17 protein-coding genes are annotated in these 12,359 nt (G+C 68.2%); 9 read left to right on the plus strand and 8 right to left on the minus strand.

Translation table 11 applies throughout. The features are described 5' to 3' along the window. The first annotated feature begins 40 nt into the window (after nucleotides 1-40). Nucleotides 41-553 carry a 2'-5' RNA ligase family protein gene (locus D1610_RS09655; RefSeq protein ID WP_118863960.1) on the plus strand — a complete coding sequence of 171 codons (513 nt, stop codon included), beginning with the start codon at nucleotides 41-43 and terminating at the stop codon, nucleotides 551-553. 274 nt (nucleotides 554-827) lie between these two features. On the opposite strand, the gene D1610_RS09660 is transcribed toward D1610_RS09655, so the two are convergent. Then, nucleotides 828-1,175: a DUF2200 domain-containing protein gene (locus D1610_RS09660; protein WP_118863961.1), complete on the minus strand. Its 348-nt coding sequence runs from the start codon at nucleotides 1,173-1,175 to the stop codon at nucleotides 828-830. A 134-nt stretch (nucleotides 1,176-1,309) separates the two neighbouring features. Between D1610_RS09660 and D1610_RS09665 the strand changes: the two genes are divergently transcribed. After that, entirely contained in the window at nucleotides 1,310-1,687 is a 378-nt protein-coding gene (locus tag D1610_RS09665) for a VOC family protein (protein ID WP_118863962.1), read from the plus strand. Nucleotides 1,688-1,697: 10 nt separating this feature from the next. Here D1610_RS09665 and D1610_RS09670 read toward each other — a convergent pair whose 3' ends face one another. Together D1610_RS09670 and D1610_RS09675 are read right to left on the minus strand one after the other, a co-directional pair. Continuing rightward, nucleotides 1,698-1,958, minus strand: a complete 261-nt coding sequence (locus D1610_RS09670; RefSeq protein WP_118863963.1) for a type II toxin-antitoxin system RelE family toxin — start codon at nucleotides 1,956-1,958, stop codon at nucleotides 1,698-1,700. A gap of 63 nt (nucleotides 1,959-2,021) precedes the next feature. Then, on the minus strand, nucleotides 2,022-2,657 hold the full coding sequence (locus D1610_RS09675) for a Pr6Pr family membrane protein (RefSeq protein WP_118863964.1): 636 nt from the start codon (nucleotides 2,655-2,657) through the stop codon (nucleotides 2,022-2,024). Between the two features lie 125 nt (nucleotides 2,658-2,782). Between D1610_RS09675 and D1610_RS09680 the strand changes: the two genes are divergently transcribed. The 4 genes from D1610_RS09680 to D1610_RS17055 all read left to right on the plus strand — a co-directional run bounded on the left by D1610_RS09680 (nucleotide 2,783) and on the right by D1610_RS17055 (nucleotide 4,979). After that, the gene (locus D1610_RS09680; RefSeq protein ID WP_245942097.1) at nucleotides 2,783-3,535 is read left to right on the plus strand and encodes a hypothetical protein; all 753 of its coding nucleotides are present in this window, start codon (nucleotides 2,783-2,785) and stop codon (nucleotides 3,533-3,535) included. Nucleotides 3,536-3,617: 82 nt separating this feature from the next. Beyond that, complete coding sequence (locus D1610_RS09685; protein ID WP_425453210.1) at nucleotides 3,618-4,538, plus strand: SPFH domain-containing protein; 921 nt, start codon at nucleotides 3,618-3,620, stop codon at nucleotides 4,536-4,538. Between the two features lie 10 nt (nucleotides 4,539-4,548). After that, a complete protein-coding gene (locus tag D1610_RS09690) occupies nucleotides 4,549-4,767 on the plus strand; it encodes a type II toxin-antitoxin system antitoxin (protein WP_118863965.1) in 219 nt (72 codons plus the stop codon). A 35-nt stretch (nucleotides 4,768-4,802) separates the two neighbouring features. Continuing rightward, nucleotides 4,803-4,979 carry a hypothetical protein gene (locus tag D1610_RS17055; protein ID WP_182466772.1) on the plus strand — a complete coding sequence of 59 codons (177 nt, stop codon included), beginning with the start codon at nucleotides 4,803-4,805 and terminating at the stop codon, nucleotides 4,977-4,979. Here D1610_RS17055 and D1610_RS09695 read toward each other — a convergent pair. The 5 genes from D1610_RS09695 to D1610_RS09715 are packed head-to-tail and all read right to left on the minus strand — an operon-like array spanning nucleotide 4,976 to nucleotide 10,279. Beyond that, a complete protein-coding gene (locus tag D1610_RS09695; RefSeq protein WP_118863966.1) occupies nucleotides 4,976-5,815 on the minus strand; it encodes a S1/P1 nuclease in 840 nt (279 codons plus the stop codon). The two genes, D1610_RS17055 and D1610_RS09695, sit on opposite strands and share 4 nt — an antisense overlap. 7 nt (nucleotides 5,816-5,822) lie before the next feature. After that, complete coding sequence (locus D1610_RS09700; protein ID WP_222926985.1) at nucleotides 5,823-6,857, minus strand: DUF6624 domain-containing protein; 1,035 nt, start codon at nucleotides 6,855-6,857, stop codon at nucleotides 5,823-5,825. 41 nt (nucleotides 6,858-6,898) lie between these two features. After that, a complete protein-coding gene (locus D1610_RS09705) occupies nucleotides 6,899-7,849 on the minus strand; it encodes an isoaspartyl peptidase/L-asparaginase family protein (RefSeq protein WP_245942128.1) in 951 nt (316 codons plus the stop codon). 37 nt (nucleotides 7,850-7,886) lie between these two features. After that, entirely contained in the window at nucleotides 7,887-9,062 is a 1,176-nt protein-coding gene (locus tag D1610_RS09710) for an acyltransferase family protein (protein ID WP_118863969.1), read from the minus strand. Between the two features lie 44 nt (nucleotides 9,063-9,106). Continuing rightward, nucleotides 9,107-10,279, minus strand: coding sequence for an acyltransferase family protein (locus tag D1610_RS09715; RefSeq protein WP_182466773.1), 1,173 nt, complete (start codon nucleotides 10,277-10,279; stop codon nucleotides 9,107-9,109). Nucleotides 10,280-10,364: 85 nt separating this feature from the next. On the opposite strand from D1610_RS09715, the gene ispG reads away from it, so the two are divergent. Genes ispG through D1610_RS09730 form a run of 3 tightly spaced genes read left to right on the plus strand, consistent with a single transcriptional unit; the run spans nucleotide 10,365 to nucleotide 12,300 of the window. Then, entirely contained in the window at nucleotides 10,365-11,492 is a 1,128-nt protein-coding gene (ispG, locus tag D1610_RS09720) for a flavodoxin-dependent (E)-4-hydroxy-3-methylbut-2-enyl-diphosphate synthase (RefSeq protein ID WP_118864061.1), read from the plus strand. Further along, complete coding sequence (locus D1610_RS09725; RefSeq protein ID WP_118863971.1) at nucleotides 11,489-11,824, plus strand: TfoX/Sxy family protein; 336 nt, start codon at nucleotides 11,489-11,491, stop codon at nucleotides 11,822-11,824. The genes ispG and D1610_RS09725 overlap by 4 nt, the downstream gene beginning before the upstream one ends. Beyond that, nucleotides 11,821-12,300, plus strand: a complete 480-nt coding sequence (locus D1610_RS09730) for a GNAT family N-acetyltransferase (RefSeq protein WP_118863972.1) — start codon at nucleotides 11,821-11,823, stop codon at nucleotides 12,298-12,300. The genes D1610_RS09725 and D1610_RS09730 overlap by 4 nt, the downstream gene beginning before the upstream one ends. Nucleotides 12,301-12,359 lie beyond the last annotated feature (59 nt).

Genomic DNA, 12,359 nt, shown 5'->3' on the forward strand with positions numbered 1-12,359 from the left:
GCGGAATTCACTTCCGCGCCCGCGCCGCTAGAATTCGGCGATGCGCGCGCGCAATCCGCTCTATGTCATGGCCAAGCCGCCGCCTGCGGTGCAGGCGCAGATCGCCGCGTTGCCGCGCAACGATCCGCGGCGCGGCGCGGCGCTGCTGCACGTCACCCTGCTCTCGCTGTTCGACCTCCACCACGCGCCGCCCCAATGGCTTCCCGCCGTAAAGCAGGCGCTGGACGTGTTCGACGCCGCGTCCTTCCCGCTGGCGTTCGACCGCATCGAGAACCGCAAGGCGGTGACGCTGCGCACCCGCGCGCCGCTTGCCGAGGCGCGCGCGTTCCAGGCGGCGCTGGTCCGCCACCTGGTGGAGCGGCGCGCGCCGCTGATGCTCGGCACCACCCCCGAGCCGCATGTGACGATCAACTATGCCGGCGACCGGCTCGGCGGGCAGAAGATCGCGCCGATCGGCTGGACGGTGGGTGAGATCCTGCTGGTCGAAAGCGTCGTCGGCAAGACCACCCATGTCGAACATGGCCGCTGGCCGCTTCGCCCGGCGGAAAACTGAACGGCCCCATGGGCAGGCAAGGCGTCCACCGCGCCGCGATGCTCACCCGGGGCTGAATCATTCAGCTCTTTGAGGGAATCACCACTCCCACCACCGTCACCCCGGACTTGTTCCGGGGTCCATCGCGCCACGAGAGTAGCGTTCACGCCTCTTGGTTCTGCCCAAGCCGCCTGATGGAATCCGGAACAGGCCTGTCCTGAGCCTGTCGAAGGGTCCGGGGTGACGTGGAAATCGGGCGCATCCTATGCTCGAACGCTGAATGGCGGCCTGCCCCCTATCGCAGGATCTTCTCCATCTTCTTGCCCCGCGCCAGTTCGTCGATCAGCTTGTCGAGATAGCGCAGCTCGCGCATCAGCGGGTCCTCGATCTCCTCCACGCGGATGCCGCAGATCACGCCGGTGATCTGCTCGCGCGCGGGGTTCAGCGCGGGCGCGCGCGCGAAGAAGGTCTCGAAATCGGTGCGCGCGTCGAGCTCCGCCTGCAGCGCCTGGGGCGAATAGCCGGTCAGCCATTCGATGATCTGGTCGACCTCCGCCTTGGTCCGGCCCTTCTTCTCCGCCTTGGCGATATAATGCGGGTACACGCTGGCGACGGCGATGCTGAAGACACGGTGCTTGGCCACGGCCGATCCCCTCCGCTCCGCAGGATGCGGGCGGGGCGATGCTAGCCGGCATTTCACCGCTGTCCACCCGCTCCGGCGATGGACGCGCCCGCGCGCATGCGCCATCCTCCCCGCGCCGCCGTCAGGAGTCGCCCATGTCGCTCGCCGCCGCCCGTCCCGTCGCCTTCGTCATCACGCGCGATCGCGCCGCGGCCGAGCGCTTCTACGGCGAAACGCTGGGCCTGCCGCGCCTGCCGGGCGATGATTTCGCCGCGGTGTTCGATCTCGCCGGGGTGCCGCTGCGCCTCACCGAGGCGCCCGATCACGCGCCGTCGCCGCACCCCGTGCTCGGGTGGCAGGTGGCCGATATCGCCGTGGCGGTCGATGCGCTGGCCGCAAAGGGCGTCCGGTTCGCCATCTACCCGGGCATGGGCCAGGACGATCGCGGCATCTGGACCGCGCCCGACGGAAGCGCGAAGGTCGCCTTCTTCGCCGATCCCGACGGCAACGGCCTCAGCCTGACGCAGGGCTAGTCACCCAAGCTCACCCCCCCCGCCGATGCGCCGCGCGCACCGCCAGGATCACGATCCGCTCGTCCCCGATCCGCGCCACCACGCGGTAATCGCCGATCCGCCAGCGCCGGCAACCGGCATGGCCGCCGGCCAGCGCGCTGCCGATCGTGCGGGGATCGTCCGGCACCGCGATGCGCCGTTCCAGCGTCTTGACGATCCGCGCGGCCGCTGTGCGGTCCAGCTTCCCCAGTTCCTTCGCCGCCTCCGGCAGGAACTCAATCGCCCAGGCCAAGCTCGGCCTTCAGCGTCTCCAGCGGGATCAGTCGGCATACTCCCCTTCAATCCGGCAGCGGCCTCAGCCTGGCGCAGGGTCGGCCGCCGCCTTGCGCCCGTCCGCCCACACCAGCGCCGCGCCCACCAGCAGCGTCACCGCCAGCATCGCGACGCTGTTGCGCGCCAGCTCCGCCGCGCCCAGCTTGTCCGCATCGAAGAACCAATAGGCGTACCAGCCCTCCGCCCGGCCCCGCGCCAGCGCGTAGACCGCATAGGCGGCGGGCAGCGCTGGCGCCCACAGCGCGTCGCGCCATGCCAGCCGCCCGGTCCGCCGCATCCACCACAGCAGCAGGAACAGCACGGGCTGCACCCGGTGGAGCAGCATGTCCGCCAGCAGGTGCGCGCCGGCGAGGTTCACCAGATGCGCCAGCAGCACGCCATAGACGATGCCGACGATCAGGATCGCCGCCGCCACCGCCAGCTCGAAGCGCGGATCGTTCACCCCGCCCCGCGCATCGGGCCGGATCGCCGCGCGCGTCGCGACGATCGCGACCAGGATGTTGGTCAGGATGGTGAAATAGCCGAGAATGCGCCACAGCGCGCCGCCCGGGCTGAAGCCGTTCGCGGTCATGCCGGCCAGCGACAGCCATAGCTGCAGCGCCAGCGCGCTCCAGCCGGCCGCCGCCACCAGCACCGCCAATATCTGCCGCCGCGTCACCCTGTTCGTCCCCTTCCCGCCAACGGACCATGATGGATGCCGATCTGCAACACCCAAATCCCATTTCATCCAACATGGCCGTATTGATCTGTCCTACACGAACCAAATAGGTTTATAACGCCGGGATGACACAGCGACGCCCTCCCATTCCGCCCGCGCCTCCGCGCGATGACGAAGCCCGAGCCGCGGACTTCGATCCCGTCCCCACTCGCCAGCGCCATGACGGCTGGACGCCCGACAAGCAGGTCGACTTCATCGAAGCGCTGGCGGAAACCGGCTGCGTCGATCACGCCGCGCGCGCCGTGGCGATGAGCCCGACCGCGGCCTATCGCCTGCGCGCGCGGGCCGATGCGCAGAGCTTCCGCGCGGCGTGGGACCATGCGCTCGAATATGCCGTCTCGCGCCTGTCGGACGCCGTGATATCGCGCGCCATCCATGGAGTCGCGCGTCCGGTATTCTTCCAGGGCGAGCAGATCGGCGAACGGCGCTATTATGACGAACGCCTCGCCATGTTCATCCTGCGCACGCGCGATTCGATGCGCTACGGCCGCTGGATCGATCAGATGGCGGCGACCCGCCACCCGGAGGCGCCGCCGCTCGGGCTGGCCCGCGCGGTCCATCGTCTGGCGGACGATGCCTGGGCCGATGCGCTTGGCGGACCGCGTCCCTGCACCCAGATCGTCTTCCCGCGAACCCGCATCGAAAAGCCCGATCCCGATGCCGAGGAGGCGGCGCTGCTCGCCGAGCACGACGACGACATCAAGCGCATGCAGAACCTGATGTGGGAGGCCGAGGAGCGCGCCGACGCCGCCGAGGAGGCGCTCGCCCGCGCCCGGCGCGCGGACGCACCGGCAAAGGGCGAAGGGGATGGCGCCTAGTCTCACCTTCCTCACCTTCCACGGGGCCACCTTTTACGAAAGCCTCTTGCCCGCAGTCCCCTTCTGATATAATGATGATATCATGATTATGGAGGGCGTGATGGGAGTGACGGGTGACAAGGCGCTCAGGCTGAGCGTGGAACGGCCGGCGAGCACGGCGAGCGGCTACGGCATGCTGCTGGTGCTGCTGCTGGTCCTGGTGGCGGCGCCGGCGCTGGCGATCTGGCGCGGCAATGCGGGGGACGGGCTGGGCGCCGGGCTCAGCGGGCTGATCGGCGGCCTCGTCTTCCTCTTCCTCGCCGCGGGCTTCTACCTGCTCCAGCCCAATCAGGGCGCGGCGATCCTCCTGTTCGGCGATTATCGCGGCACCGATCGCGTCACGGGCCTGCGCTGGACCTGGCCGTGGATGGTCAAGAAGAAGATCTCGGTGCGCATCCACAACGTCACCTCGGACAAGCTCAAGGTCAACGATCTGCGCGGCAATCCGGTGGAGATCGCCTCCAACGTGGTGTGGCGCGTGACCGACACCGCCCAGGCGCTGTTCGACGTCGACGATTATCGCGAGTTCGTGAACATCCAGATCGAAAGCGCGGTGCGCGCGATCGGATCGCGCTATCCCTACGACGATTACGAGCATGACGAGAAGACGCTGCGCGGCGACGCCGAGCATATCGCCGACGAGCTGCGCGTCGAATTGCAGGAGCGCGTGATCGCCGCGGGCGTGACGATCGACGAATGCCGCCTGACCCACCTCGCCTATGCGCAGGAGATCGCCCAGTCGATGCTCCGCCGCCAGCAGGCGCAGGCCGTCGTCGCGGCGCGGCAGACCCTGGTCGAGGGCGCGGTGGGCATGGTCGAGATGGCGCTCGACCAGCTCAGCGCCAAGAATGTCGTCGAGCTGGACGACGAACGGCGCGCGGCGATGGTCTCCAACCTGATGGTCGTGCTGTGCGGCGAACGCGACACCCAGCCGATCGTCAATGCGGGCTCGCTCTATCAGTAGGGCGGGCGAGATGGCGGCTCCTCCCAAGAAGGCGTTCGCGCTGCGCCTCGATCCCGCGCTGTTCGCGGCGATCGAGCGCTGCGCGGCGAGCGACCTCAGGAGCGTCAATGCCGAGCTCGAATGCCTGCTGCGCGAAGCGCTCGCGCGGCGCGGGGTGAAGCTGAAGGACCCGGTCCGCGCCCGGCGCGGCCGCCCGCCCAAGGATGGTGGAGAGGAAGGAGAAATATGAGAGCCTCTGGCAGATGCCCCAAATGCGATGGCCGCATGGCGACCGGCTTCGTCGTGGATCAGGGCTATGGCACGGCGCATGTCAGCACCTGGCAGGCGGGCGAGCCGAAGGTGAGCTATTGGTTCGGGGCCAAGCAGATCAAGGAGCAGCAGAAACCGGTCGCGACGTTCAGATGCGAGCGCTGCGGCTTTCTTGAAAGCTATGCCAATTAGCCCAGCGCCTCGTCGAGCAGACGGGCGAGGCGGAGGCCGCCCTTGACGATCTGCTGGCGCGCGGGCTCGACCTGGCCGGCGATGGCGGGCTCGTCGAAGCGGCCGTCGCGCGGGGGGCCGCACGGATCGCCGCCCAGCGCCGCGGCATAGGCGGCCCTCGCCACCTCCCAGCTGTCGCGGCTCCAGTCCTCGGTGGTGCCGGTGGCGAGCGGCGCGGCTTCCTCGGCGCCGTAGCGGCGGACGAGGCTGGGCGGGGTGGAGATGGCGCGCTCGGCCAGATAGCCGTCCCACACCGAATGCAGGTTGGTCCGCTTGCCCTGGAACAGCCCGTAATTGGTCCGCTGGCGGTTGCCGCCGAGATCGCCCTTGTCGCCGGCGTGGAGCGGCATCGCCAGGTCGCCGACGAAGTGCGTCAGGAAGGCGAGCGCCATCACCCGCTCGCGCACCGGCACGTCCCTGTCGGCGAGCAGCTTCAGGTTGCGGTCGATCTGGGCGGAGACGCAATTGCCGTCCTTGCAGGCCGATTTCAGATCGAAGGCCTCACAGATGTCGACATTCTGATAGTGCCACGAATAGGCGTAGCTGAAGCGTTCGCCCAAGGGCTTGATGCAGTCCGCCCAGACGCTCGCCTGCGGCAGCGTGCGCGCCGGGCAGCTCGGCGTCTCGAGCAGCGCCTGGCGGGCAAGCAGCCGGTCTATCGCCGCGCGGGTCGAAGGCTTGACGTTGGCGAGAGCGATCCGCGCCACCGTCTCATGGCCATATTCCCAATAGGCCGACGCCGGCGCGGCGAGGAGTGCGGCGAGGAGCGCGGCAGCGGTGGCAATGAAACGAAGCATTCGGATCTCAATTGGTCGGGCAAGGTGCGAAGCCCTCATCCATCATCTTCTGATAGTCGGCAATCGGATTGAGCCCCATTTCGGCACGCGCGGCGTCCACCTCCACGCCTGCTTCGAGCGGTTCCGGCACAAGCTCGCCGTCCTTGCACGTCATCTGCGTGCCGTAACGCTGCGTTCCCGCGATCTTGAGCATCACGCGATCATAGAGATAGGCATAATCGGACTTGCTCACCTCGCCTTTCGACACCAGCGGCTCCATCAGCCGCAGCGCCTTGAGCTGGAAGGCGGGATCGAGATCGGCATGCTGCACGAGCAGCCAGGCCGCGCCGCTCGCGCGCTGGCCGACACGGGAAATTGTCGGCCAGCCATGCTCCGCGACATATGTTTCGAGCATCGCCGTGTTCTTCGCATCCTCCTGCGTCACCGCAAGCGTGAGCCGCCGCCGGAATGCCTGCCAAACCGCCGGTTCGAGCTTCGGGCCGTCAACCGGCCACGACATCGCCTTGCGATACACCTGCTCGCGCACGGTCGCATGCATCAGCATCCGCGCATCTTCATTCGCCCATGCCGGATCGAACGGCGCCGATTCGAAGCCCAGCTTCGCGCCGTGGAAGAATATGGCGAAAGCCCGGCCGGCTTCCTGATGCGCAGTCAGATAGGCATTCCAGTCCTTGGCCATGCCCTTCGGCGGTGGGAGGTCGGCTACCGCGGCGCACAGCGGCGGCGGATAGGTGCGATCGCCAAGCGACGGCGCGCCTTGCCCCATCGCGATGATCTCGGCGCGGACACGAGCGGTGCCGGTGTCGGTGCAAGCCTTCACCCAATCCTGGATGGCGTTCCACTCGGCCCGTTCCTTATCGGTTGCACCCGGAAACAGCCCGCGCATCCAGCCGATATCGTCGGGATCAGGAAAGCCGTCTTTCAGATGCTCCGCGAGCGCCGCCGGCGGCACATCGTCCTGGGCCGCGACGGGCCGTACGGGAGCAAACGCTATGAAGACCGCCAGCAGGATGCGCCACGCTATTCGCCGATTATCCCACAATTTCCGCAAACTGAAAATTGTGGGATAATTCCGCAATCTCCTCATTCTTCATCCCCGTAAATCGCCACCTCGCGTTCGCCGTCCGCAACCCATTTGCCGCGGTACATGCCCGGCGTGTTGAAGCGCCATTCGGTCTCGCCGCCGGGGCCGGTGAGGATCACGCCGCCCGAGCCGCCGATCTCCCCCAGTTCGGCGATCACCGCCTCGGCCGCTTGCCCAAGCGTCTCGCCCTTCATCCGCACGCGCGCGCAAATCTCGTGCGCCACGCCGACGCGGATGAAATACTCGCCCGATCCGGTGGCGGAGACGGCGCAGGCGCGGCCGTCGGCATAGGTGCCCGCGCCGATGACGGGCGAATCGCCGATGCGCCCCCAGCGCTTGCCGGTGATGCCGCCGGTCGAGGTGGCGGCGGCGACATGGCCGCTCGCGTCGCGCGCGACCGCGCCGACAGTGCCGTATTTCATGTCGACGTCGAACCAGCTGGTCTTCCTCGCCTTCAATTCTTCCAGCTGGCGCTTGCGTTCGGGCGTGGCGAAATAGCTCGGCTCCACCTGCTCCAGCCCCTGTTCGATCGAGAACCGGTCCGCGCCCTCGCGGCTGAGGAACACGTGCGGGCTGTCCTCCATCACCTTGCGGGCAAGGCTGACCGGGTTCCTGGTGCGGGTGACGCCGGTGACCGCGCCGGCCTTGCGCCCCGTTCCCTCCATGATTGACGCGTCGAGCTCGTTGGTCCCCTGATAGGTGAAGACCGCGCCGCGCCCGGCGTTGAAGTTGGGATCGTCCTCCAGCACCTTGACCGCCGCCTCGACCGCGTCGAGCGCCGGACCGTCCTTGTCGAGCACCGCGCCGCCCGCCTGCAGCGCGCGGTCGAGCGCGGCGCGGATCTCCGCCTCCTGCTCGGGCTTCAGCTTGCCGCGCTCGATGACGCCGGCGCCGCCGTGGATGACGAGCGTCCAGCGGGGCGTCTGCTGGGCGGCGGCGGGTAGGGACATCAACAGGGCTCCAAGCACGATCATGAGGCGGGTCATGTCAGGCCTCCTTCGGCACCGCGCTATCGGCGCTGGCCGCGCGCGGCGCAACCCGCTTGAGCCCGATCAGCGGGCGCAGCCAGTTCACCGACCGGCCGATCAGGTAGAAGGCCCAGCAGCCGGCGACGGTCGCGGCGAGGATGATGAGGAACTCGACTCCCGGCGGCAGCGCGAAGCGCAGCAGCCACCAGCCCACCACGACGATGATCGTCTGATGGATGATGTAGAAGGGGAATACGGCTTCGGTCAGCATCGGCCGCCAGCGGTGATCATGGTTCCAGTAGCGGCCGGCGATGCCTATCGCCGCGACGATCATCGCCCAGCCCATCGTCGCGCGCGCGGCGTGGAAGGCATCGGCATAGCCGTCGGGGATCGGCGTATTGCCCGGCCATTGCCGTTCGACCGCGACGATGACGGCAAAGGCGAGCGCCGAAAGCGCCAGCGCCGGCTTCCACAGCCGCGCGGCGGCGGCGAGCGCAGCGTGCGATCGGCCGAGACCGACGCCGAACAGGAAGGCCGGCAAATAGGTGATGTGTCCCAGCCAATCGTCGAACAGCGCGTGCGTGCTCTCCGCCCCGCGCCCCAGCCACAGCGCGACGATCAGCGCCCAGGCGAGCGGGATGGCGAGCAGCCCGATCCCGCCGAACAGCCGATCAAACACGCGCTGCATCCGGTCGATTCCGGCGAGCGAGAGCAGCGCGAGGCCAAGCGTGTAGGCCCACAGATAGACGACGAACCAGAGATGCTGCCAGGTCGGCACGACGATGCCCGACATCGTCTTGAAGCCGAAATAGTCATTGAGCCAGAACCAGCCGAGATCCTGCGCATAGCCGTGCTGGGTGACGAGCTCGATCCAGGGCTGAGGCGGGATGATCAGGATCATCGCCGCGACGACGGGGATCATCAGCCGCGCGCTCCGCTCGCGCGCGAAGCGGCCCGCGCCCGGCAGCTTCTCGATCAGCACGCGGCTGGCGTACCCCGAGACGACGAACAGCAAGGCGAGCCGCCAGCTGTTGGTCGCAAGCATCGGGATCGCCGCCCAGTCGATCGGCTCGGCGGTCTTCACATGCCAGCCCCAAGGCACGAAGAACATGCCGATATGATAGAGGATGAGCAGCCCGAACGCGCCGATGCGCAGCCAGTCGAGCCCGTAATGACGTGCGGTGGTGGTCGTCATGCGCGTTCCCCCAGCCGGGAGACTAGCGCGGCGATCAAGCGGCGTCAGGCTGAAACTGCCGGCGACGCGACAGGCTTGGCGGTTGCCTTCCGCGCCGCCAGCCCGATCAGCGGGCGCAGCGGGGCGATGCGGCTGCCGACAAGGTAGAATGCGGCGCAGGTCGCGAGCGTACCGCCGAGGATCAGGGCATATTCGCCCAACCAGGCCGTACCGCCCGCGGGCCGCATCCACCAGGCGATCGCGACGATCGCCACCTGGTGGACGATATAGGCCGGGAACACCGCCTCGGCGAGCGTCGCGCGCCAGGGATGGTCGCGATTGAAGCGCGTGTTGGCGGCGTGGAACAGCAGCACGATCATGCTCCACGCCATCGCCATCCGCGCGGCGCGGTCGAGCGCGGTCCAGAAATGCGAGGGCATCTCGCTCGCGCTCCAGGTCAGGTCGGTATGAACGACGATCGCGGCGCAGACGCAAGCGGCCAGCGCCGCCTGCCGCCACAGCCGCGCGATGTCGCCCCAGGCGTGGCGGCCGCCGGCGATGAGGAAGCCGAGGACGAACAGCGGGAAGTTGGTCGCATGCGCGTTCCAGTCGGTCAGCACGCCGCCATGTTCGGGCAGCACGAAGGTGACCGCGAGCTTGGCGAGGACGAGCCCGGCGATCGGCAGCCAGAGCAGGCCGATGCCCGCGGTCAGATCGTCGAACCAGCGCTGCAGTCGCGGCAGCAGGCCGAGCGCGAGCAGCGCGCCGAGCACCATCGTGTAGAACCACAGATAGGCGACGAACCAGAGATGCTCCCAGCTGGGCATCTCGACGCCCCAATATGTCCCCCAGCGCCAGTAGTCGCGCAGCCAGAAGGCGGCGAGGCCCTGTTGGTAGCCGCCCTGCACGGCGCGGATCCACACCTCGAGCGGCAGCAGCGCGACCATCGCGAAGCCGAGCGGGACGAGCAGCCGTGCGCTTCGCGACGCAAGGAAGGCGCGGATGTCATCCGATTTGCCGAGCAGCTTCCGGCTGGCGAAGCCCGATACGGCGAACAGCAAAGCGAGCCGCCACGGCGTCATCAGCGCCATCGGCACGACCAGCGCATCGACGCCCTCGCGCGCGTTGACCAGCCAGTGCGCCGGCGCGAACACCAGCGCGGCGTGATAAGGAACGAGGAGGGCGAACGCCGCGATGCGCAGCCAGTCCAGCCCGTAGTGGCGTTGCGCGACGTTCAAGCGGGCGGTTCCCGTGCCGGACTCGCGCCTTTCGCGAATCCGCGCAGGCGCGTATAGCGCGGCCAAGTCACCAAAGAGTTGAAGCATGTCCATTCGCCCATGGCGCGACATCGTGCGCCGCAAGAGCCGCCAGATCATGGTCGGCACCGTCCCCGTCGGTGGCGACGCGCCCGTCACGGTGCAGACGATGACCAACACGCCGACCAGCGATCCGGCGGCGACGATCGACCAGATTCGCCGCTGCGAGGAGGCGGGTGTCGACATCATCCGCGTTTCCTGCCCCGACGTTGAATCGACCGCGGCGCTCGGGCAGATCGTCCGCGCCGCGCGCGTGCCGATCGTCGCCGATATCCATTTCCACTATAAGCGCGCGCTCGAGGCGGCGGACGCGGGGGCGGCCTGCCTCAGGATCAATCCGGGCAATATCGGCTCGTCCGAACGGGTGCGCGAGGTGGTCAATGCCGCCAAGGCCAATGGCTGCGCGATCCGCATCGGGGTCAATGCCGGCAGCCTCGAAAAGGACCTGCTCGAGAAATACGGCGAGCCTTGCCCGGAGGCGCTGGTCGAAAGCGCGCTCGACCATATCAAGCTGTTGCAGGACCATGACTTCCACGAATTCAAGGTCGCGGTGAAGGCGAGCGACCTGTTCCTCGCGGTCGCCGCCTATCAGCAGCTCGCCGAGGCGGTCGATTGTCCGCTGCATCTGGGCATCACCGAGGCGGGCGGCTTCGTCGGCGGCACGGTCAAGTCGGCGATCGGCATCGGCTCGCTGCTCTGGTACGGCATCGGCGACACCATCCGCGTGTCCTTGTCGGCGGAGCCGGAGGAGGAGGTGCGAGTCGGCTTCGAGATTCTGAAGGCGCTGGGCATCCGCAACCGCGGGGTGCGTGTGGTTTCCTGCCCCAGCTGCGCGCGGCAGGGCTTCGACGTGATCCGCACCGTCCAGACGCTGGAGGAGCGGCTGCAGCATATCCGCACGCCGATGAGCCTTTCGGTGCTCGGCTGCGTCGTCAACGGCCCTGGCGAGGCGCGCGAGACCGATATCGGTATCACCGGCGGCGGCCAGGGCAAGCATATGGTCTATCTGTCGGGCGTGACCGACCATCATGTCCAGGACGCGGACATGGTCGACCACATCGTCCGCCTGGTCGAGGCCAAGGCCGCCGAGATCGAGGCGCAGGCGACCGACGCGCCGGCGGAAGCCGCCGAGTGAGCCTCGACACCGGGCTGGTCGACTGGGTGGTGGAGGCGATGGCGCCGGTCGGCACGGTCACCTGGCGGCGGATGATGAGCGGCGCCACCTTCTATTGCGACGGAACGGTCTTCGCGATCGTCGCGCGCGACGCGCTCTGGTTCAAGGCCGACAGGCAGAGCGACGCCGAATGGGATGCGGCGGGCGCCGAGCGCTTCAGCATGACCGACAAGAACGGGCAGATCAAAAGCATGAACTACCGGCGCGCGCCCGACGATTGCTATGATGACGCCGATGCGCTCAGGCTGTGGGGAAGCCTCGGGCTGGAGGCGGGCACGAGGGCGCGGGCATGAGTCTCGTCATCCGCCGCGCCGAGCCGCGCGACGTGGCCGACATGCTCCGCCTGATCGTCGCACTCGCGGTTTACGAGCGCGAGCCCGATGCGGTGATGGCGACCGAGGAATCGCTCGCCGAAACGCTGTTCGGGCCGAATGCGCAGGTCTTCGCCCATGTCGCCGAGCTGGACGGGCGGGCCGAGGGGATCGCTCTCTGGTTCCAGACCTATTCGACCTGGACGGGACGGCCGAGCCTCTATCTGGAGGATCTGTTCGTGTCCGAGGCGTTGCGCGGCACCGGCGCCGGGCGGGCGCTGTTCCAGGCATTGGCGCGCGAGGCGAAGGCGCGGGATTGCGCCAGGATCGACTGGGCGGTGCTCGACTGGAACGACACCGCGAAGGCGTTCTACACCCATATCGGCGCACGCAAGGGCGAAGGCTGGGAGCCGTGGCGGATCGAAGGCGCGGCGCTTAAGGCCTTGGCGTCTGACTGAGTAGGACCCTCCCAACCCGTTCGTTTCGAGCGAAGTCGAGAAACGTTTGGCGCAACGCC

The sequence above is a fragment of the Sphingomonas gilva genome (genome assembly GCF_003515075.1).
Classification (GTDB): Bacteria; Pseudomonadota; Alphaproteobacteria; order Sphingomonadales; family Sphingomonadaceae; genus Sphingomonas; species Sphingomonas gilva.

Excerpts from the sequence above, each read along its gene's own strand:
- D1610_RS09655 (WP_118863960.1), top strand. The coding sequence starts at position 41 with ATGCGCGCGCGCAATCCGCTCTATGTCATGGCCAAGCCGCCGCCTGCG.
- D1610_RS09685 (WP_425453210.1), top strand. The coding sequence starts at position 3,618 with ATGATTATGGAGGGCGTGATGGGAGTGACGGGTGACAAGGCGCTCAGG.
- D1610_RS09705 (WP_245942128.1), bottom strand. The coding sequence starts at position 7,849 with ATGTCCCTACCCGCCGCCGCCCAGCAGACGCCCCGCTGGACGCTCGTC.
- D1610_RS09665 (WP_118863962.1), top strand. The coding sequence starts at position 1,310 with ATGTCGCTCGCCGCCGCCCGTCCCGTCGCCTTCGTCATCACGCGCGAT.
- D1610_RS17055 (WP_182466772.1), top strand. The coding sequence starts at position 4,803 with ATGGCGACCGGCTTCGTCGTGGATCAGGGCTATGGCACGGCGCATGTC.
- D1610_RS09690 (WP_118863965.1), top strand. The coding sequence starts at position 4,549 with ATGGCGGCTCCTCCCAAGAAGGCGTTCGCGCTGCGCCTCGATCCCGCG.
- D1610_RS09695 (WP_118863966.1), bottom strand. The coding sequence starts at position 5,815 with ATGCTTCGTTTCATTGCCACCGCTGCCGCGCTCCTCGCCGCACTCCTC.
- D1610_RS09710 (WP_118863969.1), bottom strand. The coding sequence starts at position 9,062 with ATGACGACCACCACCGCACGTCATTACGGGCTCGACTGGCTGCGCATC.
- D1610_RS09680 (WP_245942097.1), top strand. The coding sequence starts at position 2,783 with ATGACACAGCGACGCCCTCCCATTCCGCCCGCGCCTCCGCGCGATGAC.
- ispG (WP_118864061.1), top strand. The coding sequence starts at position 10,365 with ATGTCCATTCGCCCATGGCGCGACATCGTGCGCCGCAAGAGCCGCCAG.
- D1610_RS09730 (WP_118863972.1), top strand. The coding sequence starts at position 11,821 with ATGAGTCTCGTCATCCGCCGCGCCGAGCCGCGCGACGTGGCCGACATG.